Annotated in this window: 25 protein-coding genes; 13 read left to right on the forward strand and 12 right to left on the reverse strand. The window is 61.7% G+C overall.

What is annotated here, in order from left to right:
- Positions 1-66 precede the first annotated feature (66 nt).
- The 3 genes from H096_RS32005 (at position 67) to H096_RS32015 (ending at position 2432) form a co-directional block, all read left to right on the forward strand.
- A complete protein-coding gene (locus H096_RS32005) occupies positions 67-1002 on the forward strand; it encodes a LysR family transcriptional regulator (RefSeq protein WP_016974062.1) in 936 nt (311 codons plus the stop codon).
- Between the two features lie 121 nt (positions 1003-1123).
- Positions 1124-1516, forward strand: a complete 393-nt coding sequence (locus H096_RS32010; protein WP_016977418.1) for a MerR family DNA-binding transcriptional regulator — start codon at positions 1124-1126, stop codon at positions 1514-1516.
- Between the two features lie 16 nt (positions 1517-1532).
- Positions 1533-2432 (forward strand): hydroxymethylglutaryl-CoA lyase, encoded by a 900-nt coding sequence (locus H096_RS32015; RefSeq protein ID WP_033903228.1) that lies wholly within the window; start codon positions 1533-1535, stop codon positions 2430-2432.
- A 542-nt stretch (positions 2433-2974) separates the two neighbouring features.
- Here H096_RS32015 and H096_RS32020 read toward each other — a convergent pair.
- Positions 2975-4612: an AMP-binding protein gene (locus H096_RS32020; RefSeq protein ID WP_033903229.1), complete on the reverse strand. Its 1638-nt coding sequence runs from the start codon at positions 4610-4612 to the stop codon at positions 2975-2977.
- A 150-nt stretch (positions 4613-4762) separates the two neighbouring features.
- Here H096_RS32020 and H096_RS32025 point away from each other — a divergent pair, with 150 nt between their 5' ends.
- The 4 genes from H096_RS32025 to H096_RS32040 all read left to right on the forward strand — a co-directional run bounded on the left by H096_RS32025 (position 4763) and on the right by H096_RS32040 (position 10372).
- Positions 4763-5926 carry an isovaleryl-CoA dehydrogenase gene (locus H096_RS32025; protein ID WP_033903230.1) on the forward strand — a complete coding sequence of 388 codons (1164 nt, stop codon included), beginning with the start codon at positions 4763-4765 and terminating at the stop codon, positions 5924-5926.
- A gap of 97 nt (positions 5927-6023) precedes the next feature.
- Positions 6024-7628, forward strand: a complete 1605-nt coding sequence (locus H096_RS32030; protein ID WP_033903231.1) for a carboxyl transferase domain-containing protein — start codon at positions 6024-6026, stop codon at positions 7626-7628.
- A gap of 15 nt (positions 7629-7643) precedes the next feature.
- Complete coding sequence (locus tag H096_RS32035) at positions 7644-8450, forward strand: gamma-carboxygeranoyl-CoA hydratase (RefSeq protein ID WP_033903232.1); 807 nt, start codon at positions 7644-7646, stop codon at positions 8448-8450.
- Positions 8447-10372, forward strand: a complete 1926-nt coding sequence (locus H096_RS32040) for an acetyl/propionyl/methylcrotonyl-CoA carboxylase subunit alpha (protein WP_033903233.1) — start codon at positions 8447-8449, stop codon at positions 10370-10372. The genes H096_RS32035 and H096_RS32040 overlap by 4 nt, the downstream gene beginning before the upstream one ends.
- Here H096_RS32040 and H096_RS32045 read toward each other — a convergent pair.
- The gene (locus H096_RS32045) at positions 10369-11001 is read right to left on the reverse strand and encodes a S24 family peptidase (protein WP_033903234.1); all 633 of its coding nucleotides are present in this window, start codon (positions 10999-11001) and stop codon (positions 10369-10371) included. The genes H096_RS32040 and H096_RS32045 overlap by 4 nt on opposite strands.
- 132 nt (positions 11002-11133) lie before the next feature.
- On the opposite strand from H096_RS32045, the gene H096_RS32050 reads away from it, so the two are divergent.
- Together H096_RS32050 and H096_RS32055 are read left to right on the forward strand one after the other, a co-directional pair.
- Positions 11134-11484 (forward strand): DUF3077 domain-containing protein, encoded by a 351-nt coding sequence (locus H096_RS32050; RefSeq protein ID WP_033903235.1) that lies wholly within the window; start codon positions 11134-11136, stop codon positions 11482-11484.
- 465 nt (positions 11485-11949) lie between these two features.
- Positions 11950-13101, forward strand: a complete 1152-nt coding sequence (locus H096_RS32055) for a M14-type cytosolic carboxypeptidase (protein ID WP_033903237.1) — start codon at positions 11950-11952, stop codon at positions 13099-13101.
- Here the strand turns inward: H096_RS32055 and H096_RS32060 are convergent.
- Positions 13098-13550, reverse strand: a complete 453-nt coding sequence (locus tag H096_RS32060; protein ID WP_033903238.1) for a helix-turn-helix domain-containing protein — start codon at positions 13548-13550, stop codon at positions 13098-13100. The genes H096_RS32055 and H096_RS32060 overlap by 4 nt on opposite strands.
- A 98-nt stretch (positions 13551-13648) precedes the next feature.
- Here H096_RS32060 and H096_RS32065 point away from each other — a divergent pair, with 98 nt between their 5' ends.
- Positions 13649-14920, forward strand: a complete 1272-nt coding sequence (locus tag H096_RS32065; protein WP_033903239.1) for an MFS transporter — start codon at positions 13649-13651, stop codon at positions 14918-14920.
- On the opposite strand, the gene H096_RS33785 is transcribed toward H096_RS32065, so the two are convergent.
- Together H096_RS33785 and H096_RS32075 are read right to left on the reverse strand one after the other, a co-directional pair.
- Positions 14822-15361, reverse strand: coding sequence for a cytochrome b (locus H096_RS33785; RefSeq protein ID WP_082462001.1), 540 nt, complete (start codon positions 15359-15361; stop codon positions 14822-14824). The genes H096_RS32065 and H096_RS33785 overlap by 99 nt on opposite strands.
- Positions 15358-16440 carry a catalase family peroxidase gene (locus tag H096_RS32075; RefSeq protein WP_033903241.1) on the reverse strand — a complete coding sequence of 361 codons (1083 nt, stop codon included), beginning with the start codon at positions 16438-16440 and terminating at the stop codon, positions 15358-15360. Before H096_RS32075 ends, H096_RS33785 begins: the two co-directional genes overlap by 4 nt.
- Before the next feature lie 167 nt (positions 16441-16607).
- On the opposite strand from H096_RS32075, the gene H096_RS32080 reads away from it, so the two are divergent.
- Complete coding sequence (locus H096_RS32080) at positions 16608-17114, forward strand: sigma-70 family RNA polymerase sigma factor (protein WP_016976147.1); 507 nt, start codon at positions 16608-16610, stop codon at positions 17112-17114.
- The gene (locus H096_RS32085) at positions 17111-17848 is read left to right on the forward strand and encodes an anti-sigma factor (protein WP_033903242.1); all 738 of its coding nucleotides are present in this window, start codon (positions 17111-17113) and stop codon (positions 17846-17848) included. Before H096_RS32080 ends, H096_RS32085 begins: the two co-directional genes overlap by 4 nt.
- Here H096_RS32085 and H096_RS32090 read toward each other — a convergent pair.
- From H096_RS32090 to H096_RS32120, 7 genes are all read right to left on the reverse strand, one after another.
- Positions 17845-18819 carry a spore coat U domain-containing protein gene (locus H096_RS32090; RefSeq protein WP_191983034.1) on the reverse strand — a complete coding sequence of 325 codons (975 nt, stop codon included), beginning with the start codon at positions 18817-18819 and terminating at the stop codon, positions 17845-17847. The two genes, H096_RS32085 and H096_RS32090, sit on opposite strands and share 4 nt — an antisense overlap.
- The gene (locus tag H096_RS32095; RefSeq protein WP_156487833.1) at positions 18816-21110 is read right to left on the reverse strand and encodes a fimbria/pilus outer membrane usher protein; all 2295 of its coding nucleotides are present in this window, start codon (positions 21108-21110) and stop codon (positions 18816-18818) included. The genes H096_RS32090 and H096_RS32095 overlap by 4 nt, the downstream gene beginning before the upstream one ends.
- 139 nt (positions 21111-21249) lie before the next feature.
- Positions 21250-22038 carry a molecular chaperone gene (locus tag H096_RS32100; RefSeq protein WP_033903246.1) on the reverse strand — a complete coding sequence of 263 codons (789 nt, stop codon included), beginning with the start codon at positions 22036-22038 and terminating at the stop codon, positions 21250-21252.
- Between the two features lie 25 nt (positions 22039-22063).
- On the reverse strand, positions 22064-22552 hold the full coding sequence (locus H096_RS32105; protein ID WP_033903247.1) for a spore coat U domain-containing protein: 489 nt from the start codon (positions 22550-22552) through the stop codon (positions 22064-22066).
- A 2-nt stretch (positions 22553-22554) separates the two neighbouring features.
- Positions 22555-23097 (reverse strand): spore coat protein U domain-containing protein, encoded by a 543-nt coding sequence (locus tag H096_RS32110; RefSeq protein ID WP_025999725.1) that lies wholly within the window; start codon positions 23095-23097, stop codon positions 22555-22557.
- A gap of 18 nt (positions 23098-23115) precedes the next feature.
- Positions 23116-23658, reverse strand: coding sequence for a spore coat protein U domain-containing protein (locus tag H096_RS32115; RefSeq protein ID WP_033903248.1), 543 nt, complete (start codon positions 23656-23658; stop codon positions 23116-23118).
- Positions 23652-24140 carry a spore coat U domain-containing protein gene (locus tag H096_RS32120; protein WP_191983035.1) on the reverse strand — a complete coding sequence of 163 codons (489 nt, stop codon included), beginning with the start codon at positions 24138-24140 and terminating at the stop codon, positions 23652-23654. Before H096_RS32120 ends, H096_RS32115 begins: the two co-directional genes overlap by 7 nt.
- A 224-nt stretch (positions 24141-24364) precedes the next feature.
- Between H096_RS32120 and zapE the strand changes: the two genes are divergently transcribed.
- Entirely contained in the window at positions 24365-25459 is a 1095-nt protein-coding gene (zapE, locus tag H096_RS32125; RefSeq protein WP_033903250.1) for a cell division protein ZapE, read from the forward strand.
- Positions 25460-25470: the final 11 nt, after the last annotated feature.

Here is a 25470-nt window from a genome sequence, read left to right on the forward strand (position 1 = left end):
GTGTATTAACATTCATCACCGATATATGATCGACGTATGGCCACCTAACAATAAGAGCGCTACGAAATGAATCTGAGCAAGGTCGACCTCAACTTGTTTATCGTCTTTGACGCGATCTACACCGAAGCCAACCTGACCCGCGCCGGGCAGATTGTCGGCATCACCCAGCCGGCGGTGTCCAACGCTCTGGCACGCTTGCGCGAGACATTCAACGACCCGTTGTTCGTGCGCACCGCTCAAGGCATGGTGCCCACGCCCATGGCGCAGAACATTATCGGGCCTGTGCGCAATGCGTTGTCGTTGCTGCGGGTGTCGGTACAGGAAAGCCGCATTTTCAACCCGCAACAGGCCGCCAAGACTTACCGCATCAGCATGACCGACCTCACCGAAGCGGTGATCCTGCCGCTGCTGTTCCAGCGCCTGCGCCGCCTGGCGCCCACGGTGGTGATCGAAAGTTTCCTGTCCAAACGCCGCGAAACCACCAAGGAACTGGCCGCCGGGCGCCTGGACTTTGCCGTGGACGCGCCGCTCAACACCGACCCACAAGTGCGCCACGTCAAGCTGATGGAAGACCGCTACGTGTGCGCTATGCGCAAGGGCCATCCGCTGGCGGGCAAGGACAAGCTGACTCTGGATGATTACCTGGGGCTGACGCACATCCATATCTCCAGCCGCCGTAACGGCCTGGGCCATGTGGACCTGGCGCTGGGCAAGATGGGCCTGCAGCGCAAGATCGCCCTGCGTTCCCAGCATTATTTGATGGCGTCGCAGGTTTTGCAGCAGACCGACATGGTCATGACCGTGCCCGAGCGCTTCGCCCGCCGCCACGAATTGCATTGGTTCAACCTGCCGGTCAACGACGTGCCGCCGGTGGAAACCCACCTGTACTGGCACGAAAGCACCGACCAGGACCCGGCGAATCGCTGGATGCGCGAGCAGATGATCGAGTTGTGCCAGCAAGTGACGGCCCATGAGAAGAAACTGGATGGCAAGCAGGCTTGACCTGTGGTGAGCGGGCTTGCCCGCGCTGGGTGGCGAAGCCGCCCCAATCAGCACGCCTCCCTTGACGTTAACGTCAACCAGCCATTAGCTTAGTGCCCAAGACATCTTCTCGGGCACAACCATGAGCACCACCTACAGCATCTCCGACCTCGCCCGCGAGCTCGACATCACCACCCGTGCCATTCGCTTCTATGAAGAACAAGGCCTGCTGGCCCCGGAGCGTCGGGGCCAGGAGCGCATCTACTCGGCGCGGGACAAGGTGAGCCTCAAGCTGATCTTGCGGGGCAAGCGTATCGGTTTCTCCCTGGCCGAATGCCGCGAACTCATCGAACTCTACGACCCCACCAGCGGCAACCACGTGCAACTCAACAGCATGCTGGCAAAAATCGCCGAGCGCCGTGAGCAGTTGGAACAGCAACTGCTGGATATCGAACAGATGAAGCTGGAACTGGACACCGCCGAAGAGCGCTGCACCCAGGCCCTGGCCCACACCCTGCGCCAGGTTGGCCATTGATCAGAAGGTAACTGCCATGTCCCTCCCCTCACACGTGCGCCTGGTGGAAGTCGGCCCGCGCGACGGTTTGCAGAACGAAGCCCAGCCCATCAGCGTGGCGGACAAAGTCAGGTTGGTGGACGCCCTCAGCGCGGCGGGCTTGAGCTATATCGAAGTCGGCAGTTTTGTATCACCCAAGTGGGTGCCGCAGATGGCCGGTTCCGCCGAGGTGTTCGCGCAGATCCAGCGCACACCCGGTGTGACCTATGGCGCGTTGGCGCCGAACCTGCGTGGCTTTGAGGACGCGCTGGCGGCTGGCGTGAAGGAAGTGGCGGTGTTTGCGGCCGCGTCCGAGGCGTTTTCCCAGCGCAACATCAACTGCTCCATCAGCGAAAGCCTCGAGCGCTTCGCACCGATCATGGCGGCGGCCAAGCAGCACGGTATCAGCGTGCGGGGGTATGTGTCGTGCGTGTTGGGTTGCCCGTACGAAGGTCAGATCGCGCCGGAACAAGTGGCAACAGTCGCGCGGGAGTTGTACGCCATGGGCTGCTACGAGGTGTCCCTCGGTGACACCATCGGCACCGGCACGGCAGGCGCCACGCGGCGCCTGTTCGAGGTGGTCGGCGCGCAGGTGCCTCGGGAGAAATTGGCCGGGCACTTCCATGACACCTATGGCCAGGCCATCGCAAACATCTACGCCAGCCTGCTGGAAGGAATCACGGTGTTTGACAGCTCTATCGCGGGCCTCGGCGGCTGCCCTTACGCCAAGGGCGCTAGCGGTAACGTCGCCACTGAAGATGTGCTGTACCTGCTCAAAGGCCTGGGTATCGAGACGGGTATCGACCTGGAGGCATTGATTGGCGCGGGCCAGCAAATCAGCAAGGTGCTGGGCCGGCCGACAGGGTCACGCGTAGCCAAGGCGCGTAACGCCGGTTGAGTCGCTTAGCCGTGACAATGTGTTACCGCACGCCTACACATCGAGTAACACGGGAACATATTTTGTCGTATTTTCTGCAGGCCGAATCCTACACAAATATCAAACTATTGATTTTAAAGGATTTTTAAAAGTTGGCACGGCTTCTGCTATCTCTATGGCATAACAAGAATAAAAAGCGCCAAACCTAATAAAAATAAGACGAAACGACTCTGACATAACAAAAACAACACGGCAGAGACGCAGCTAACAGATTTTTTTGGAGAAGATGTGCTTCGCAGGGTACGGCGTGCCGAAACCCGCAACCGGTTAGAGAAAAATAAAACTACCTCAGGTAGCTACCCACTGGTTGGATCGTTAACGAAGAAGCAGATCAGCGCTCAAAAAAATACGTTTGCTCTTGACCCCGGATGGGGGTCGCCAAAAACAGCGGTAAAGGGTAACGGTTGCCAAAAACAACAATAGGCCGCCCCTCAATAATAAAAAAAGAGCACGCAACGACAAATTAAAGGGGACCCTCGGGTCCCCTTTGTGCTTCCTGGGATTTACGCCTGCCCTTCCTTCAACTCCTGGATCGAAATCTCACGCATGCGGAATTTCTGGATCTTGCCGGTGACCGTCATCGGAAACTCCTCCACGAACTTGAAGTGCTTGGGCGTCTTGAAATGCGCGATGCGGCCCTTGCACCAGGTTTGCAGTTCAAGCTCATTGGCCACATGGCCGGGATGGAACTTGATCCAGGCGACAATGGCTTCACCGTAGCGCTCGTCCGGAATGCCGATCACCTGCACATCCGCCACTGCCGGGTGGGTGAAGAAAAATTCCTCCAGCTCACGCGGGTACACGTTCTCGCCGCCACGGATGATCATGTCCTTGTTGCGCCCGGCGATGCATACGTAGCCGTGAGCGTCCATGCTCGCCAGGTCGCCGGTGTGCATCCAGCCGGCGTCGTCGATGGCGTCGCGGGTGGCGTCAGGGTTGTTCCAGTAGCCGAGCATCACGCTGTAGCCGCGAGTGCAGAGTTCACCGATCTCACCGCGTGCAACGGTGTTGCCGTCGGTGTCGATGATCTTGTTTTCCAACTGCGGCTGGGTGCGCCCGACGGTAGTGACACGGCGTTCCAGGTCGTCGTCCGCCCCGGTTTGCAAGGACACCGGGCTGGTTTCCGTCATGCCGTAGGCAATCTGCACCTCGCTCATGTGCATCTCGTTGATCACCCGGCGCATCACTTCGATGGGGCATGTGGCGCCGGCCATGATGCCGGTGCGCAGGGTGGACAGGTCGAACTCGCCGAGGCGCGGGTGATCGAGCATGGCGATGAACATGGTGGGCACGCCGTACAGGCCGGTGGCGCGTTCTTCGGCTACCGAACTGAGGGTCAACAGCGGATCGAAACCGTCATTGGGATAGATCATGGTGGTGCCATGGGTGATGCAACCCAGGTTGCCCATGACCATGCCGAAGCAGTGGTACAACGGCACCGGGATCACCAGGCGGTCTTGCGCCGTAAGGCCCAGGCTTTCACCGACCATGTAGCCGTTATTGAGGATGTTGTGGTGACTGAGCGTGGCGCCCTTGGGAAAACCGGTGGTGCCAGAGGTGTACTGGATGTTCACGGGTTGGTCGAAATGCAGGCTGCCCTGGCGGCTGTGCAGCTGTTCAGGCGGGATACCTGCGCCGAGGGCCGATAGCTGCGACCAGGGCATGAATCCTGTGGGTGGGCTGGGGTCGAGGCTGATCATGCCACGCAAGTCAGGCTTCAGTTCCTGCAGCATCGCGTGGTAATCGGAGGTCTTGAACGACCCGGCGCACACCAGCCACTGACAGCCGGATTGCTTGAGCACGTAGTCCAGTTCACTGCTGCGGTAGGCCGGGTTGATGTTCACCAGAATCACGCCGAGCTTGGCGCTGGCGATCTGGCTGATGCACCACTCGGCGCAGTTGGGGGCCCAGATGCCCAGCCGATCGCCGGCCTGCATGCCCAGGGCGAGAAACGCACGGGCGTGCAAATCCACCGTTTTGGCCAGTTGCCGCCAGGTGTAGCGGCGCTGTTGATGACGCACTACCAAGGCCTCGCCCTCGGGGAATTGCGCGACGGTTCGGTCAAAGGCTTGGCCAATGGTCATGGCCAGCAAGGTCTTGTCCTGGGAGCCACGGCTGTAGCTTTGGTTCGGTTGATCCATAACGACCCCTGTTGTCTTTTTTGTAGGTTGACGTATACGTAAACTACGATTGACAGCGCCGCAACGCAAGCTTACGTTAACGTAAAGGTGAGCGCCCTCCCCTGGCGCGCCCTCCACACAAAAACAAAGCTCACATTAAGGTGCCTGTCCATGAGTTACCCGTCCCTGAACTTCGCCCTCGGTGAAACCATCGACATGCTGCGCGACCAGGTGCAGTCCTTCGTGAGCAAGGAAATCGCGCCGCGTGCGGCACAGATCGACAGCGACAACCTGTTCCCCGTCGACCTGTGGCAGAAATTCGGCGACATGGGCCTGCTGGGCATCACCGTCCCGGAGGAATACGGCGGCGCCGGCCTGGGTTACCTGGCCCACGTGGTGGCGATGGAAGAGATCAGCCGCGGCTCGGCCTCGGTGGCGTTGTCCTACGGCGCGCACTCCAACCTGTGCGTGAACCAGATCAATCGCAACGGCAATCACGCCCAGAAACTCAAGTACCTGCCCAAACTCCTCAGCGGCGAACACGTCGGCGCCCTGGCCATGAGCGAGCCGAACGCCGGTTCCGATGTGGTCTCGATGAAGCTGCGTGCCGACAAACGCGGCGATCATTACGTGCTCAACGGCAGCAAGACCTGGATCACCAACGGTCCCGACGCCAGCACTTATGTGATTTACGCCAAGACCGACCTGGAGAAAGGCCCTCACGGCATCACCGCCTTCATCGTCGAGCGTGACTGGAAAGGCTTCAGCCGTAGCAATAAGTTCGACAAGCTGGGCATGCGCGGCTCAAACACGTGCGAGCTGTTCTTCGATGACGTGGAAGTGCCCGAAGAAAATATCCTTGGCGTGCTCAACGGCGGCGTGAAAGTGCTGATGAGCGGCCTGGACTACGAACGCGTGGTGCTGTCCGGCGGCCCGACCGGGATCATGCAGGCCTGCATGGACCTGATCGTGCCCTACATCCACGATCGCAAGCAGTTCGGCCAGAGCATCGGCGAATTCCAGCTGATCCAGGGCAAGGTCGCGGACATGTACACCCAGCTCAACGCCAGCCGCGCCTATCTCTACGCGGTGGCCCAGGCCTGTGAGCGTGGCGAAACCACGCGCAAGGATGCGGCCGGGGTGATCCTCTACAGCGCCGAACGCGCCACGCAAATGGCCCTTGACGCGATCCAGATTCTGGGCGGTAACGGCTATATCAATGAATTCCCCGCCGGTCGGCTGCTGCGCGACGCCAAGCTGTATGAAATCGGCGCCGGCACCAGTGAGATCCGCCGGATGCTGATCGGTCGCGAACTCTTCAACGAGACGAAATGAATTTCGCAGCCGCAAGTTTCAAGCTACAAGCGGCAAGCAAGCGTGTTTTTCTCTTGCAGCTTAAAGCTTGAAGCTTGCCGCGCTTACGGAGTAAGCCATGCTTCTACACACCCAACTCAATCCGCGTTCGGCAGAGTTTGCCGCCAACAGCGCGGCGATGCGCCAACAGGTCGACGCCCTGCACAGCCTGCTCGCCCACGTGCAGCAAGGCGGCGGCGCCAAGGCTCAGGAGCGGCACACCTCACGCGGTAAACTGTTGCCCCGCGAGCGTATCAACCGTTTGCTCGACCCCGGTTCGCCGTTCCTCGAACTCAGCCAATTGGCCGCCCATCAGGTGTACGGCGAAGATGTGCCCGCCGCTGGCGTGATTGCCGGAATTGGCCGGGTGGAGGGCGTCGAATGCATGATCGTCGCCAACGATGCCACGGTGAAAGGCGGCTCCTACTACCCGCTCACCGTGAAAAAACACCTGCGCGCACAGACCATCGCCGAGCAGAACCGCCTGCCGTGCATCTACCTGGTGGATTCGGGCGGCGCCAACCTGCCGCGTCAGGACGAGGTGTTCCCCGACCGCGAGCACTTCGGGCGGATTTTTTTCAACCAGGCCAACATGAGCGCCCAGGGCATCCCGCAGATCGCGGTGGTGATGGGCTCATGCACTGCGGGTGGCGCCTACGTGCCGGCCATGGCCGACGAAGCAATCATGGTGCGCCAGCAAGCCACCATCTTCCTCGCCGGTCCGCCGCTGGTGAAGGCCGCGACCGGTGAAGTGGTGAGTGCCGAAGACCTCGGCGGTGCCGATGTGCATTGCAAGATCTCCGGCGTGGCCGACCACTATGCCGACAGCGATGAACACGCGCTGGCGCTGGCTCGGCGCAGCGTGGCCAACCTCAACTGGCGCAAACAAGGCGAACTGCTGCAACGCACGCCGGTCGCGCCGCTGTACAGCAGTGAAGAGTTGTACGGCGTGATCCCGGCCGACGCCAAGCAGCCGTTCGATGTGCGCGAAGTGATCGCACGGCTGGTGGACGCTTCGGTGTTCGATGAGTTTAAGGCGCTGTTCGGCACCACGCTGGTATGCGGCTTTGCACACCTGCACGGCTACCCGATTGCGATCCTGGCCAACAACGGGATTCTGTTTGCGGAAGCCGCGCAAAAAGGCGCGCACTTTATCGAGCTGGCCTGCCAGCGTGGCATTCCGCTGTTGTTCCTGCAGAACATCACAGGGTTCATGGTCGGCCAGAAATACGAAGCCGGCGGCATCGCCAAACACGGCGCCAAGCTGGTCACCGCCGTGGCCTGCGCCAAGGTGCCGAAGTTCACGGTGATCATCGGCGGCAGCTTTGGCGCCGGTAATTACGGCATGTGTGGCCGCGCCTATGATCCGCGCTTCCTGTGGATGTGGCCAAATGCACGCATCGGCGTGATGGGTGCCGAACAGGCGGCCGGCGTGCTGGTGCAGGTCAAGCGCGAGCAGGCTGAACGTGCAGGCCTCGATTTCAGTGCCGAAGAAGAGGCCGCCATCAAGCAGCCGATCCTCGACCAATACGAAACCCAGGGCCACCCCTACTACTCCAGCGCGCGCCTGTGGGACGACGGTGTGATTGACCCGTTGCAGACCCGTGACGTGCTCGCGCTGGCCTTGTCCGCTTCGCTGAATGCCCCCATCGAGCCGAGCCGCTTCGGCGTGTTCCGCATGTAAATGGAGCTGTATCCCATGAGCGACTTCAACACCCTCGAACTGATCACCGACCGCCGTGGCTTTGCCACGCTGTGGCTCAGCCGTGAAGCCAAGAACAACGCGTTCAACGCCGAAATGATCCGCGAACTGATCATCGCCCTCGACCAGGTGCAGGGTGACCCGGCCCTGCGTTTTCTGGTGCTGCGCGGGCGCGGCAAGCATTTCAGCGCCGGGGCCGACCTGGCCTGGATGCAGCAATCGGCCGAGCTGGATTACCACACCAACCTGGACGATGCCCGCGAACTGGCAGAGTTGATGTACAACCTGGCCAAGCTGAAAATCCCGACCCTGGCGGTGGTGCAAGGTGCGGCCTACGGCGGAGCGCTGGGGTTGATCAGTTGCTGTGACATGGCGATTGGCGCGGACGATGCGCAGTTCTGTCTGTCGGAAGTGCGCATTGGCCTGGCGCCGGCGGTGATCAGTCCGTTCGTGGTGCAAGCCATCGGCGAGCGTGCGGCACGGCGCTATGCGCTGACCGCCGAGCGCTTTGGTGGCCAGCGTGCGCGGGAGATAGGCCTGTTGGCGGAAAGCTATCCGATCAGCGAGTTGGATCAGCAGGTCGAACAGTGGATCGCCAACCTGCTGCAAAACAGCCCGGCGGCCATGCGCGCCAGCAAGGACTTGCTGCGCGAAGTGGGCCACGGCGCCCTCACCCCGGCCCTGCGCCGCTATTGCGAAAATGCCATCGCGCGCATTCGTGTCAGCGCCGAAGGCCAGGAAGGCCTGCGCGCCTTCCTGCAAAAACGTCCACCCAGCTGGCAAGCGCAGGAGCCGCGTTCATGAGTACGTTGACGACTCTACTGGTGGCCAACCGTGGCGAAATTGCTTGCCGGGTGATGCGCACCGCCAAGGCCATGGGCCTGACCACCGTGGCGGTGCACAGCGCCATCGACCGCGATGCGCGCCACAGCCGTGAGGCGGATATTCGCGTCGACCTGGGCGGCAGCAAAGCCACTGACAGCTACCTGCAAATCGATAAACTGATCGCGGCGGCCCAGGCCAGCGGTGCCCAGGCGATCCATCCGGGTTACGGCTTTTTGTCGGAGAACGCCGGTTTTGCCCGTGCGATTGAAGAAGCAGGTTTGATTTTCCTCGGTCCGCCCGCCTCGGGCATTGATGCCATGGGCAGCAAATCGGCCGCCAAGGCCTTGATGGAAACCGCTGGCGTGCCCCTGGTGCCGGGTTACCACGGCGAAGCTCAAGACCTGGAAACCTTCCGCGCCGCCTGCGAGCACATCGGTTACCCGGTACTGCTCAAGGCCACGGCCGGTGGTGGCGGCAAAGGCATGAAGGTGGTCGAGGATGTCAGCCAGTTGGCCGAAGCCCTGGCCTCGGCACAGCGCGAGGCGCTGTCGTCCTTTGGCAACGGGCAGATGTTGGTGGAAAAGTACCTGCTCAAGCCACGCCATGTGGAGATCCAGGTGTTTGCCGATCAACACGGGCATTGCCTGTACCTCAATGAACGTGACTGCTCGATCCAGCGTCGCCACCAGAAGGTCGTCGAAGAGGCGCCAGCACCGGGACTGAGTGTTGAACAGCGCAAGGCCATGGGCGAAGCCGCCGTGCGTGCGGCCCAGGCCATCGGCTATGTCGGCGCAGGCACCGTGGAGTTCTTGCTGGACGCGCGCGGTGAGTTCTTCTTCATGGAGATGAACACGCGGCTGCAAGTGGAGCACCCGGTGACCGAAGCGATCACCGGCCTGGACCTGGTGGCCTGGCAGATCCGTGTCGCCCAGGGCGAGGCGTTGCCGATCACCCAGGAGCAGGTGCCGCTGATCGGCCATGCCATCGAAGTGCGGCTGTATGCCGAAGACCCCGCCAATGACTTCCTGCCCGCCACCGGGCACCTGGCGCTGTACCGTGAATCCGCACCGGGCCCTGGGCGCCGCGTGGACAGCGGTGTGGAGCAGGGCGACAGTGTGTCGCCGTTCTACGACCCCATGCTCGGCAAGCTGATTGCCTGGGGTGAAGACCGTGAACAGGCGCGATTGCGGTTGCTGGCCATGCTGGACGAGTTTGCCATCGGCGGGCTGAAGACCAACCTGGGATTTTTGCGGCGCATCATCGGGCACCCGGCGTTTGCGGCGGCTGAGTTGGATACCGGGTTTATTCCGCGCTATCAGGAGGAGTTGCTACCCGCGCCTGGAGTATTGAGTGATGCGTTCTGGCAAGCGGCGGGCGCGGCCTTCATTCAGAGCTTGCCGAAGAGTGATGGGCCTTGGGCAGATTCGCGAGGATTTCGCGCCGGGTTACCTGCCGAAGTTTCGTTGCATTTGAGTTGCAATGGCCAGGATCGGTTGGTGACGCTGGCGGCTGATGCGCCACAACTGCGTGGCGAACATCTGCTGATCGAGCAACAGGGCGTGCGTCACAGCCATCTGGCAGTCCGCAACGAAAGCAGCGTGTTTTTGCGCTGGGACGGCGAGATGCAGGCCGTCACATTGTTCGACCCGATTGCGGCGGTTGAGGCCAACCAGTCACATCAAGGCGGCCTCACGGCGCCGATGAACGGCAGTATCGTGCGGGTGCTGGTGGAGATCGGTCAGCAAGTCGAAGCCGGCACGCAACTGGTGGTGCTGGAAGCCATGAAGATGGAGCACAGCATCCGCGCGCCTCACGCCGGGGTGGTCAAGGCGTTGTTCTGCCACGAAGGTGAAATGGTTGCAGAAGGTTGCGCGTTGGTGGCGCTCGAAACGGCCGTCTAGAACTTCGCCGTGGCTTGAACAACAACCCCCAGGATGTGGCAATCGTCGGTGAATGGCTGCTTGGGGTAGGTGGGATTGAGCGGTACCAGGTAAAGCTGGCCGCTTTCTTCCTGCAACTGGCGGAAGGTCGCCTGAAGGCTCCCGGCCCGTTGGGCGACCACCAGCTTGCCAGGCTCTGCCTGGATGGCCGGGTCGACCAGGATCAGCATGCCCGCACTGACGCTCAAGCCGCTGGGTGCGGTCATGGCGTCGCCTGTGACTGGCAGCCAGAACGCATCCCCCTGAGCAGGATAATCCGTGAGTTCGAAGCGCACAGCGCCATAGGTCGCACGCTCTTCGCGGACCTCGCACAACCCTTTCCAATCGCTGACCGGGTAGCGGAAATACGGATTGTAGTTCTTCTGCGCAGGCGCCTCATCGGGCCGTTCGCGAATGTCCAGCGCGACTTCCAAGTACCCCAACCCCAGCGCCGCCAACACCCGGTTCATGTCCACCACGCTGGGTGCACGGCGCTTGTTGAGCCAGTGGCCAACGCCGCCTTGGGACATGCCCAGGCGCTCAGCCAATTCACCCTGCGTGACCTTGCGGTCTTCCATGTTGGCCTTGACCAACGCTATCCAGTTATCCATGGGAGCTGACAATACGTCACGTAGTTTTCAGGGCAATAAACAGTTTGTAGTAATCCATAAAACGACATAAATACGATACGTACTATCATCGGACATAAGGTTTTCGACACCCACTACAGAGTACCGCCCCTTATGACGACCAGCCCGTATCTCCTGCCTGAGCCCTCTGAAGACACCGAAATGCACGACCTGCGCAGCAGCGGTGCCGCCCAGCGCGCGTTGGACTTTTACTTGAAAGAAGAGATGTCGGCAGCAGCCCCTGACGGCGCCCTGTTCGCCATCAAGCCGGGCATCAGCCAGGAGGAAGCCCTCGTACACGCCTCGGACCTGTTGCGCAGCGCCGCAGCCACGGCCTATGAATCCGCGAGCAGCCATCAGGGCAATCATCGCGACCTGGCGTTTTCGGTGGTGTATTTGATCGATATGGCGAAAGCGATGGTGGAGCGGTCGTTGCAGGCGCCAGCGGCTCAAGCGAACGGATAACAGGCGCAGAAGAAAAATATTTCTATCTCACGGATAAAAACATTTGACTTGCAAATGATAATGATTATTATTGGACCTAGCTGATCGCGAGATCAGTCGATAGACCAAGGGACCTTAGGTCGGACTCTTGGAATATCTCCTCATCAGGCTAATCACGGTTTTTGACCCGGCTCTTTGGCCGGGTCTTTTTTTTGCCAGTTTCCCTGGCATGGCTTCAGGCTAATGAAGACTGTGTGTTGCTCGATGGCGCGCATGGTAGCAAAAGACCATCGCCAAAAGAAAGCCAGTCGAACGCTCTAGTCCAAACCTTTGCGAAATAGCGCTTGAGAATCAATCTCATAGACTCTAAGCTGCTGCGGCGTCAAGGATGACGCCCCCTCCCCCATGCAACAATTTTGCATCCAGTCTTTACCAGACTCCTGTGTAATATAGCCGCCACAACACTCATATTCAGGCACCCAGACTATGACCGTGGCCTTGACCTCCATCAGGATCAGCACCGACTTCGACAGTGGCAATATCCAGGTACTGGATGCCCACGATTCCCACCAGTTGCTGCTGGCGATCAAACCCGATACCCGCAGCCAACATTACCAATGGTTCCACTTCAAGGCCGAAGGCATGCACGTGGGCCACACCCATACCTTCCGCTTGAGCAACGCGGGCAAGTCGTCTTACCCGCACGCGTGGAGCGGCTACAACGCCGTGGCGTCCTACGACCATATCAATTGGTTCCGGGTGCCCTCTCGCTTTGATGGTGAAATCCTGCATATCAGCCTTGAGGCCCGCGAGAAGCACGCCTGGATTGCGTACTTCGAACCCTACAGCCGTGAGCGTCACGACTGGCTGATCGAGCAGGCTGTGAGCCGCGCCGGCACTCAACTGTTGGCCACCGGTAAAAGTGTCGAAGGCCGTGATATCCAACTGCTGCGTCGCGGCAAAGGCGGCGAAAGCCGGCGCAAGGTCTGGATCATCGCCCAACAGCATCCCGGCGAACACATGGCCGAATGGTTTATGGAAGGCATCATTGAACGCCTGCAACAGGACGGTGACGCCGAGCTGAAAAAACTGCTGAAAGTTGCTGACCTGTACCTGGTGCCCAACATGAACCCGGACGGCGCGTTCCATGGCCACCTGCGCACCAACGCCGCAGGCCAGGACCTCAACCGCGCCTGGCAGAGCGCGAGCCAGGAGTTCAGCCCGGAAGTGTTGTTCGTGCAACAACAGATGGAAAAGTACGGCGTCGACCTGTTCCTCGATATCCACGGCGACGAGGAAATCCCCTACGTCTTCACCGCCGGCTGCGAAGGCAACCCCGGCTACACGCCGCGCATCGAAGCCCTGGAAAAACACTTCCGCAGCCACTTGAGCGGCCTGACCCGCGATTTCCAGACCACCCACGGCTACACCCGCGACCTGCCGGGCGAAGCCAATATGACCCTGGCGTGCAATGCCGTCGGCCAGCAGTTCGACTGCCTGTCCCTGACCCTGGAAATGCCCTTCAAGGACAACGACGACGCCCCCAACCCACTCACCGGCTGGTCAGGTAAACGCTCGATGCAACTGGGCAAGGATGTGTTGAGCAGCGTGGCCGATATCGTCGACGTCTTGCGCTAAACCGAGTCGGTGGGCACCCGCCGACAATCCTCAGGCCCCAGCAACCGCCCATCCGCCGAGCGCAACTCCAGCGCTCGCAGCGGCTCGCCGTTGGCGCTGTCCACCATCACCGAGTGCGCCTCGCCTGCCCCATAGAAAAACCCCTCGCCCCACTGCCGCAACCCGATGATCACGTTGAACAGGCCCCGCCCCTTTTCCGTCAGAACGTACTCTTGGTACGCACTGCCATCCGACGCCGGCACGATTTCCAACACCCCATGGGCCACCAAACTGCGCAAACGCGTGGACAAGATGTTCTTGGCCATTCCCAGGCTGCGCTGGAACTCACCAAAACGGCGAATCCCATCAAACGCATCGCGAATGATCAGCAGCGACCAGCCATCGCCAATTGCATCCAGTGAGCGCGCCACCGGGCATTCGGCGCTTTCAAAGCGGGTGAGCTTGACCATCGGGGCTGCCTGTCGTCGACTAAAAATGTAGTTGCAATATAAAACCTGAATCCTTACGGCACAACTGGTTTCATTTTAAAACCATAAAGGATATCCCCATGCCTTCCTCCCCCTTGAGTAACAAAGTGGTGGTGCTGTTCGCCATCGCCTGCGGCCTGTCAGTGGCCAATGTCTATTACGCACAGCCGTTGCTCGACGCCATGGCCGAGACCTTCGCCATGGACCACGCCACTGTCGGCATCATCATTGCCCTCACCCAGGTCGGTTATGGCGTGGGCCTGTTATTGCTGGTGCCACTCGGGGATTTGCTCAACCGGCGCAAGCTCATCGTCAGCCAACTGCTGCTCTCCACGCTGGCCGTGCTGGTGGTGGGATTGTCCTCAAACAGTTTCTGGCTGTTGGCCGGCATGGCACTGACCGGCCTGTTGGCGGTGGTCGCTCAAGTGCTGGTGGCATTGGCTGCTCATCTGGCGTCGCCCGAACAGCGCGGGCAGGTGGTGGGGTTGGTCACCAGCGGTATCGTGGTCGGTTTGCTGCTGGCCCGCACGGTGTCTGGCGCGATGGCCGACCTGGCGGGATGGCGCTCGGTTTACTTGCTGTCGGCGGGCTTGACGCTGGTGATGGCGATCTTGCTGTGGCGCGTATTGCCAAGCACCGAACAACCGCGCGCCACCGGCACTTATGGTGCGCTGCTCCGCTCGGTCTTCAGCCTGTTCAAGGAGGAAAAGGTCCTGCGTGACCGCGCCGTGCTGGCGATGTTGATTTTCGCCGCCGGCACCGTCTTGTGGACGCCACTGGTACTGCCCTTGAGCGCCCCGCCGCTGTCGCTTTCCCATACGCAGATTGGCCTGTTCGGACTCGCCGGCGCCGCCGGAGCACTTGGCGCTGCCCGCGCCGGTCGCTTGGCCGACAAAGGCTTTGCCCAGTGGACCAGCGGCACGGCATTGCTGCTGATGCTGCTGTCCTGGGTCGCCATCGGTTTTACCCAATCATCGTTGTGGGCATTGGTGCTCGGCGTGATTGTGTTCGACCTGGGCCTGCAAGCCGTGCATGTCACCAGCCAGAGCCTGATCTACGCCGTGCGCCCCGACGCCCAGAGCCGGCTGGTGGCCGGCTACATGCTGTTTTACTCAGTGGGCAGTGCACTGGGCTCCATCAGCGCAACCGCACTGTATGCCTGGGGCGGTTGGATTGGGGTGTGTGGCCTCGGCGCCGCCATCAACCTGCTGGCGCTGATCTACTGGCTGGCCACACTGCCCCCTGGGCCTGTTTCAGTCCTTGCTGCCGGTCATGCTTTGCAGCACGCCGTCACGGCGGATCACCCCATGGAACAACGCCGCCGCCAGGTGCAACAGCACGGTCAGGAATAGCAGATAGGCCAGGAACCCATGGGCCCTGCGCAGCACCGCGAACAACGGCGCGTTCGCCCCCACCAGCGCCGGCAACTGCACCGAACTGCTAAGCATTACCGGGTCGCCCGCCGCCGAAATCATCGCCCAGCCCAGCAGTGGCAATACCAGCATCAACGCATACAACACCAGATGGGACGCCTTGGCCGCCAGCGCTTGCCACAGCGGCAAGTCAGCAGGCAACGGCGGTTGGCGCGTGGAGAAGCGCACGACCAAACGCACGATCACCAAGGCCAGAATCGCGATCCCCAGCGGCTTGTGCAGGTGGATCAACCACTCATGCCGCTCCGAAACCGAGGCCGCCAGGCCCGCGCCGATAAACAGCATGGCGATGACCATCAGCGCCATCAGCCAATGCAGCAGGCGCGCCAGGGGCGCGAAAAACCGGGGTTGGGCATTCATGGCTTCGACTCCTGAGGGGCGCTGTGCAACGGGCTGACTTCACCGGCGCGACGCAGGTACGAGCTGGCGTACGCCGCCGAACGGGCCGCCAGCAACGGGTCATTGGAGGCTTCGATACCGCTGGGCAGAATCAGTGGATCAAAGTTGATATCGCGGCAATCGCCATTAGCCTGCGGCTGGCTGCTTTGCAGCACCAGGGTGCCGGCATTGATGATTTTATGCTCGCCGGTCCAGGCCTTGCTCGCATCGTCCACGGGATCGCCGGGGTTGGCCAGGGTCATGTTCAACTGCCAGCGCAGCGGCCCGGTCGCCAGGCGCTGGACCAGGTCCTTTTCCAGGAAATCACCGCCCGCAGGCGCGGTATCGCCCGCCGCATCCTGACTCTGCGGCACCACGCCCCAACGCACGGCCTGGCGCTTGCCATCGGCCCCTACCAGGAAGAACGCGTTAATGCCGTTGTAGGTTTCGGTCGCATAACTGGCCGAAGGCTTGGCGGTCTTGACCCACGCCAGGAACGGCGCCGTCTCGGGATGAGCAGCAAAAAATGCCGGCATGCTCGCAGGGTCGGGCTTGCCGGTGGCAGGCTGCGGCGCACCGGCCTTGAGCATTTGGTAGAACGCCTCGGGCGTGCCCACAGGGAACACCGGCATGCTGTTCATGCCGGTGCGCCATTGCTGGCCGTTGGCCTGGCTGAACTGCACGGCAAAACTGCGGATCGGCACACTGCTGTCCGGCGCGTAGGGGTTACCGCTGGGCAAGGCGAACCGTCCGATCAACGGCGTCTTGGCCTCGCTGAACACCTGGGCGCTGGAGTAGGCGCGGGCTTCTGCACTGCTCTCGAAATACCCGGCCACGCACACGCCCTTGGCGTGGTTACGCCGAAAGCCTGGGTGCACGCCGTTGTTGGTTTCCAGGGCATTGACCAGGGTTTTCGGGCGCAAGCGCTGTGGGTCGAGGGTGCCGTTGACGTAGGCAAAAGCCCCCGCCATAACCGCAACCACGGCACCGATACCTGCCAGGCGCGCGATCAGGCTCGCAGTGCTCAGCGGAGGACGGGGCGGTGATGAGTGATCTACCATGAAGGAACTCCAGGGCCAAAGGCCTTAGGGGTAAATATAAGGTCGGAGTATTAAGACGAACGCCGATCGGCTCTATTCCCTGGCCTTTGATTTATTTCCCTGGATCGGGAATAACCTTCAACGCCGTACGTCTCTCTAGTCCCAGCGTAGTGACCAGCCAGATTCCCATGCATGAACTCGACGAACAGTTACGTGAACTCATCCCAAGGCTACGGCGCTTTGCCGTGTCCCTGACCCGTAACGCCAGCAGCGCCGACGACTTGGTGCAGTCGACCCTGGAACGGGCGATCATCAGTTGGGCCGACAAACGCGTCGAAGGCGACTTGCGCGCCTGGCTGTTTTCGATCCTCTACCGGCAGTTCCTCGACGCCCACCGCCGCACCCGTCGCTATGCGCGCATGCTGGAGTTCTTCACCGGGCGTGACGATGCACAGCCGTCGGTGGAACGCACGGTGATCGCCCAATCGACCCTGCAAGCCTTCGATCAACTCAACACCGAGCAGCGCGCGCTGCTGCTGTGGGTTTCGGTCGAAGGCCTGAGCTACAAGGAAATCGCCGAGATTCTCGAGGTGCCCATCGGCACCGTGATGTCGCGCCTGTCACGGGCGCGCCAAGCCCTACGTCAACTCAGTGATGGCGAAATTGCCAGCCCTTCCCTGCGGATACTCAAATGATCAGCCTGCCCCCCAGCGAACGCGATTTGCATGCCTACGTCGATCACCAACTGCTGGAGAGTGATCGCCGCGTGCTTGAAACCTACTTGGCCGCCCACCCGGATGTCGCCGCCCAGGTCCACGCCTGGCAACACGATGCGCAGTTGCTGCGTGCCGCGTTGGGCGGCGCCCTGCAACAGCCGGCCAACCCAGACCTGGACCCGGCACTGATCCGTCAGCGCATCAAGCGTCAATCACGGCGCCACTTTGCTACGGCCGCCGTGCTCCTGATCGCCGTCAGCCTCGGCGGTGTCGGTGGCTGGCACGCCCGTGAAGTCACCCAGCCGGTCCAACTGCCGATGGCCGATGCGATGCAGGCATTCCGCCTGTTTGCCCAGGACGGCATCATGCCCGCCGACTACAAGGTGCAGGGCGGCGGCACGATGCAAGCTTGGCTCGACCGCTACTTCAACCAGGCGCACCGCCTGCCGGACTTGAGTGCTTCCGGGTTCACGCCGGTCAGCGGGCGCCTGCTCACCACTGAGCAAGGCGCCGCGGCCATGGTGCTGTACGAGGACCCGCAAGGCCGGCGCATCAGTTTCTATATCCGCCCACCGGGACCGGAAAACGGTTTCCTGCCAAGAGGCAGTCGCAGTGCCGATGGCTTGCAGGCGCAATACTGGTCGGGTGCCGGCTACAACTATGCGGTGGTCAGCCCGGTGGATCAGCCTAGCCCGCCGCTGCTGAAGTTCTAGAAACCGACGTCAAGCACCACGTTGTCCAGGTAGGTGCCGGCCGGAGGCGTGGACTGATCGGTGTAGATCCTGGCGTTGTAGTTGAACACCTGGCTGCCGATGCCCAGGCCGTTGCCGGGGTTGATCTCGGCGGTGGAGCTGTCGCGACGCGCTGCGCCCACACTGCCCCAGCGCGTGGTGCCGGCGCTTTTGAAGATGTCATAGGACAGGTAGTTGCTGCCCGAGATCATCCGCCGCCGACCGCCCACGCTGACGGCGTTCTGGCCGTCGCTCAAGCCGACGTTGTAGGCACTGCCTTTGGTGCAGGAAATACTGATGGTCTGGCCGGTGACGGCGGTAAACCCGCTGATGACAGGCGCGCTGCCAAAACTGATGTTGGGCGCGGTGATCTGGCAGTCGTTGGTGACCGTCATGCTCACCGTCAATGACGCGGTACCACTGCCAATATCCCGGCCGGCGCAGATGCCGCCGATGCCAATACCCGAACAATAGTTCCAGCTCCAGGCGATGCTCAGGGTCTCGGTGTACAGGCCTGCGGCGACGTTACTGCCGGTAATGCTGCTCACGTACAGCGGCAGGGTTTTCGCGCCGGGGCCCGCAATCAAGCCAAAACTCTGAGCGATCCCGCCGGCGCCGCCGAAGTCAAATTGCGCCCCGCGCGTGATCGGAAAGCTGGTGGTGTTGTTACCGTAGATCGTGTAGCCGATGACATCACCGGTAGGCCCGACCATCCCGGTCTTGGATGAAGTAATCGTCGCGTAAAAATGATCGGTGGACACCAGCAGCGAAATCAACGCCGAGGTGCAGCTCAACCCTGAATTGGTCGTCGAGCTGGCCTGTACGGCTGTGCGCACCGCCATGGAACTCATAGGACCGAAACTCGCCGGTGCCGTGGTCACCACGGAACACGCCGCCATGGCCGGTCCAGCAAACATCAAGCCCATCAGACACAGCCAGCCCGTACGTTTCATTGGCACACCAACGGCCCGATCAACGGCACGCCCTGTTGCTGCTCCTCCATCTCAAAACGCGCCTGGCACGTACGCCCCTCGCCTAGCGTGACCTGCAAGGTGTTATGGGCCGAGAGGTTTTCCAGGTACACCAGGCCATCCCAACCCACCACCGCCTGCTGGCCGCTTTGTTCATGCACCACCAGGCTGCCCAGGGGCAATTCCTGATGTTGGGTGTCCACCAGCGTGACACTGGCCGCGAGCACCCGACGCAATGGAAACTCCAGCAGGTAGCCGCTGCCACGACGCACCGACACACGCTGCTCCACATTCGGGCTCTGCACGTTGAGCGGGAGGTTCAACGGATCGATTTCATATTTGCCGCGGTAATACGCACTGCTCCAGGGCACCAGCAGATGGCCGTTGCGGTCGGTCTCGCCGACCAACTGGTTTTCATAGCGCACCGGAATCCCGGCGAAACCCTGGGTACTCACCACCACAAAAGCGTCGTTGATACGGTTGGCGGCAAACATATCGCCGCCCATCCACACCAGCGAGCCACTGGCATCCGCCCAGCGCGTCTCGGCGTCGCTGCTGCCGTACACACCGGCCTGCAACTGCACCGACTGCAAGCGCCAGGTCAGGTCGGCCTGCCGGTACGCCGGGCCATCGCCCTGGGCATAACCGAGGTTGTAGCCCACCCCACCTTCGCTCGGCACCGCACGGCTGTAGTTGAGGCGCTGGCGGCTGGCGCCATCTTTGCTGCGCTCGGTACTCACGGCCAGGCTGCCGTTGAGGTCGAACGGGATGACAAGTTGCGCCTGCATCGCCCAGTTGCTGTCGCCGATCTCACGGTTGGCCGACAGGTAGAAACTGGTGTTGTGCCACAGCGGCTTGCTCCAGCTGAGGTTGAGCAGGCGCGTGCGCGAGTCGTCCGCTGCCTGTACGTCGAAATAACCTACGCCCAGGCTGCCGAAACGCTCAAGGTTGAGGCTCAGGGTCACCTGCTCACTGCGTTTGCTGAGGCTGGCGTAGGGGGTGTCGACCAGGGTCAGGTCAGCGTACTCATCGCGCCGCTCGACCCGTTGGTACGAAAGGCTGTAGCGCGTGCTGTTGTATGAATACCCCAGGCTCAGTTGCTGGCCGCTGCGTCCTTCGAACTGGCTTTGGCTGACGGCGGTGTTGAGCACGCCGAAGTTGCCCAGCCGCAGGTTGCCACCCAGGCCGCCGAGGGTCAGGTCACTGGACGCCTCGGCATGGCTTTCCAGGGTCAGGTTGTCGGAAACACCATAACGAAAGGTGCCGCTGGCGACGCCAGGCCCGTAGGCGAAATCTTTCAAGGTGTATTCCCGGCGCAAGGAACCGGCGGCCACCGAAAAATCCGTCAGGCCTTTTTGCAGCAGCGAACTCGTCACATAAAACGGCACCGTGGTCGACACCTGGCGACCCAGCGCGTCGGTGGTCACCACCACCGCCTCACCCGCACCATTGATAAACGGCACATTGGTCAAGGTGTAAGGCCCGGGTTGCAGCAGCGCACTGTCGGATTTGTAGCCGTTGATAAACAGGTCCACCGAAGACGGCACGGCGGCTTCACCGGCAAATTGCGGCAAAGGGTAGGTCACCAGGTCCGGGCGCACGGCGAAGTCCCGTGAAAACTGCACACCGCCCAGGCGTACCGAGCTGCTCCAGGGCAAAGCACCGCTGATCACGTCACCGGCCTCGTAGGTCAGTAGTCGCTCATCATCGGAGAAACGCCAGGTGGTGTCATAGCGCCGGTAGCCATTGTTGAAGGTACTGCTGCTGATCCCATCGGCCAGAGTCTGGCGATACTGCCCGGTGTTGGACAAGGTTCCCCAGTTGTCGAACAGTCGCACTTCGTTCCAGGCGGCGAGGTAGCTGCCACCTTCGTCAGTGTCGTTGAAGTACAGGTCATAGTTGAGCAAGGCACCGAAACTGCTCATCGCCTGGGTGCGCGGGTAGGTGTTGCGGTTGCCGATAAACTGTTCCTTCAACCACGCCGGCGGCACATCCAACAGCAGGCGCTGGCCATTGCTGTCGTAGTCACTGTGCAGGCCTGGGATCATGTCCAAACCTACGCTGCCACTCAGTTCACCGGGCAGCTTCATGCCCACATCCTGCAGCGCACTGGCGGGTACGTAGAGTTGCCCGGCGCGTTGATCGACCGCGATGACGCGACCGGTGTCCATCTGGTTGACCACCAGCTCCAGAAACAACTGTGCATCGGCGACAGCCTCCATACTGCTCGGCGGCGGTGGCAGGTCGCCAGCCACGCTTTGGGGCGCAACCATTGCAGCCCATAGCCCGCTTACCACTGCTACCGACGGCCATAGACGACGAGTCCGACCACGACTCACACATGGCGTTGTGTCCTTCAATGGACATCTCCATCCGTTTAAAACCCGGAGCGTCCCGCCCCGCTACACTCGGTTACCGCTTCGGCGCGAGGCTCTCCAACTGTTGCGCACCGTTGATCCTGACCTGCAGGGGCTGATCAGCCGACAGCGCATCCGGCACCGGCCAGCGCATGGTCGCGCCCGGCAACACGTAGCCCAATAAGCCATCGACCAGGGGTTTGGTCTGCCCGCCCTGTTTGAATGAAGCATCGGTAAGGCGCGCATGCACGGCGCCTTGGTTACGCACCTCGATATAGTTGCGCCCTGCCACCGTGACCTTGTGCCAGCTCAAGTCCGGCTTGCCGGCGCCGTTGGGGTCGCGCTGGCGCGTACTGTCTTCCTTGCTCCACAGGCCCGCGCCATAGGCGAACAGCGGCACCGAGTAGCGCATCTGGAAGCGAATCGCCGCTGCAGTGTTCTTGCCCTCTGGCGGCGTCGGCACCTGCAAGGGCGAAGGGATTTCATCGATGATGATGCGGTAGGCCAACTCTTGCCCTGGTGGCACTTCTCGGGTGCGAGTCAGGCGTACCAGTTGTTTTTGCCCCGGCTCGATTCGCGCCACCGGCGGGCTGCCGATCACATCGCGCTGGTTCTGGTATTGCTCGTCGAAGCCGCTCTGGCTCCACGCAAACACACGAATCTGCAGGCTCGCAGTTTCGCTCCCACGGTTTTCCAGCCATAGCGCACTGGCCTGTTGATCGGCCTCCAGCACCGGGTCGATGGGCCAGATCAGCACAGAACTGGCCGCCTGTACGAACCCCGCCGTGCACGCGGCACTCAAGGCAATACCCGCGGCCCACAGCCGCCGGGAAGGTGAACGCATAACCCCACTCCTTATACCGATAGCCTTACCACGTCAGCTGCACCTGCAGCGTGTCGCTGTATGTCCCCCCAGGCTGATTGCCCGGCAATTGCACCCGCCCGTAAATGGGCAGGTTGATGTTATTGGCATCGCTGTAAACCACATTGACGCTCTGGCCGATCCCCAGGCTCTGGCTGAACGCCGCATCCCGAAACAGCTGGTAAGCCACCCGCGCGCTGCCGCTGTTGAGCTGCAAATTGCGCCCGGTGCTACTGTGCAGGCCGCCGTCGACACTCATGCTCAGCGTCACCCCCGGCGTACATTGCAAGGTGACGCCCCCGGTCAACGCCGCCGTGACCGTGCTGGTGGCCAGGGCCGAATAACTGCCGTAGGTCAGCGCGCCGTAATTGGAGCCCCCGCCCACAATCAGGCAACCCGGTGTGATGGTCGCGCTCACCTGGAAGCTCTGGCTGGTCACCGCCGACAACGGCAGCGGCACCGCCAGCGCACAGGCCAGCAACGCTCTGAGCCACATCGCTAGAACGTCAGTTCCACGGCCACGGTGTCGGTGTAGGTGCCGGCTGGCAGCCCCGCCTTGCCCACCGCCCGACCGTAGAGGTTGACGGTCTGCGCCACGCCGGTACTGGTGGCGAGGGTGATCACGCCGTCGATTGCCAACAGCGCGGAGTGACCGCTGTCGGTGTAGAAGTCGTAGGGCACGAAGTTGCCCGCACCGTCGGCCAATGCACGGCTGCCACCGGGAGAGGCACCGTCATGCGCACCCGCGCGCACCTTGACCGCTGGCGTAGTGCCGCTGGAACACAGGATCGACAGCGCCCCGCCGGTGCCGGTGCCACCGAGCAACTGGGCATCGGCGTTGGTGAACAGGCTGTTGGTGGTGCCGAAGTTCAAGCTACCGAAGTTCAGCCCGGTCGCTGCGCCGGAACCGTTGACTTGGCAACTGGCGATCAATATCAGGCTTGAGGTGATCTGCCCGGTGACCGTGGTTGCCGCATTGAGGTTGGAGGCCATCGCCAGCCCCAGCGCGCAAGCGCCTAATCGCGAAACAAGTACATGCATGGTTTTCATCCTCTAGAGTTACCAGTCCAGTGTCACCGTCAACGTGTCGGTGTAGATCCCTGCCGGTAAGGCACTGGTATTTGCCACCACGGAGCCAAACACCGGGATCGGTATCTGGGTGCCCTTGGCCACGACAAAATTGCGTTGCTGGCCGATGCTGTAGGTGCTGCGGCCCTGGGGATCGGCGGACAGCCGATACGGAATCATCTGACGCCCATTGCTCAGGCGCCGCGTGGTGCCATCGCCGTTGGTGCCGCCGTCGATAGTCACGGTAAAGCTCGAGACGGACGGGTTGCACGACACCGCCAACGGCGCTTTTTCGCCATCGATGACGCCTGCGCCCAGCGTGTTGTTCCAGGTCGGGCCCTGGCTGCCGAAGTCGAGCATCGCCGTACCGCCCGTGGGGTTGACCGGCGCGCTCTCGACGCCTTTGCTCACTTCGCAACTGGCAGTGATCACCAGCCGCGCCTGGATAAATCCGGTCGCGACAGCCGCCTGCGCGTCATCCGCCAGCACCAGCAGGCCGCCCATGGCCACAACGGCCAGATAGCGGCTTACCATGTGACCGTGACCTTGAGCAGGTCGGTGTAGCGGCCGACGGCGGGGATGTCCTTGAGCGGCTCGATGCGGCCATACAGCGGCAGATCAACGAAGCCTACGTCCGGCACGCGACCACTGATCGGCACATCCACCGGCAACGGCACGCGCCGCGCCGCGTCGGCATAAATACGATAGGGAATGGGTTTGATCGAAGGGGTGGCGCTGAGGTAGCGCACGTCACCGGTGCCGCCGTGCAGGCCGCCATCCACACGCACCTGATACGGCGTGTCGGGGTTGCACTCCAGGCGCGGCTGGCGCTGGCTGATCAGTGCCGCACTCAGGGGCCCGGCCGGGTCGTCCAGACGCGCGCCGCTGCCGAAATCCAATACGCCAAGTTGCTCGATGCCAGCACTGCGGGTGGTGCCCACCAGCTGGCAGCCCCGCTGCACCTCGATACGCACCTCCACCTGGAGTTGTGCACCGAAAGCCGTGCTGCAGAGCATCGCGCCCATGACTGCCAATACTGCTCGTCCCTTCACTGCCCCAAATCCTTGTACAGGGGTGACTGCTGTGTAGGAGGTTAGTCACTCAGCGAGAAACTGCCAGTCTGGGCAGGTTTACAACCGTGACATGCCTTTTCGAGATGGCATGCAGCGCCCTTCTCTATTGGTCAAAACGCAGCCATCGCCCTAAAGTGGGCGACCACCGAAACACAGAGTGATTTGCATTGGCCGCGTTTTCCCTGATCCGTCGCCTGCTCGGTAAGAAAACCGACGCCCTCGACGCCTCGCCCATCCCCGCGTTCTTCCAGCAAAAAGCCGAGCATCAGGGGTATACCCTCAGCGCCGGGCAAACCCGAGCCATCGCTGCCCTGGCCCGAGAAACCCGCCTCCTGCTCGCCGGCCAGCCTACCCGCAGCTTGTACCTGCACGGGCCGGTGGGACGCGGCAAAAGCTGGTTGCTGGACGGGTTCTTCCAGGCGCTGCCAATGGCCGAGAAGCAGCGCGTGCACTTCCATGATTTTTTCGCCCAACTGCATCGCGGCATGTTCACGCATCGTGAGCAGAACGATGCGCTGGCCGTGACCCTCGATGAACTGCTGACGGATTGCCGAGTGCTGTGTTTCGACGAGTTTCACGTCCACGATATCGGCGACGCCATGCTGATCACTCGGCTGTTCAAAGCCTTGTTCCAACGCGGCGTGCTGGTGCTGGTAACGTCCAACTATGCGCCGCAGGGGCTGCTGCCCAACCCGCTGTACCACGAGCGTTTCAAGCCGGTGATCGACCTGATCGATGCACGCATGGAGGTGTTGGAAGTCAGTTCGCCCCAGGATTTTCGCAGCCTGCCTCAAGCCCAAAGCGCACAACGCTTTACCAGCGGTCAGTACGTTTGGCCGGGGACTGCGCACCAGCGCGAAGCCTTGGGTCTTCCCGCTGCCGACTGCCCGCCACAGCCCCTGGCCGTCGGCAACCGGACCTTGATCTGCCGTCACCACGCAGGCCGATCCATCGCGTTCACCTTCAGCGATCTTTGCGAGCAATTGACCGCAGTCATGGATTACCTGCTGCTGTGCCAGGACTACGATCACTGGATCATCGACGGCCTGCCACAACTGGCGGACTGCCCGATCGCCGTGCAGCAACGCTTCATCAACCTGGTGGATGTGCTTTATGACCGCGACAAGCACCTGATCCTGATCGGCGAGCAGCCCCTCGCGATTGCCCTGGGCGGCCAGGCTATCGACCTCGCCCGCACCGCCAGCCGTCTGGGACAATTGCAACAGGCTGACCCGCAACCCGCGCACGAACCGGTATCATGAGCGTCATTTAC

The sequence above is a fragment of the Pseudomonas sp. FH1 genome (genome assembly GCF_000510895.2).
GTDB classification, from domain to species: domain Bacteria; phylum Pseudomonadota; class Gammaproteobacteria; order Pseudomonadales; family Pseudomonadaceae; genus Aquipseudomonas; species Aquipseudomonas azotoformans_A.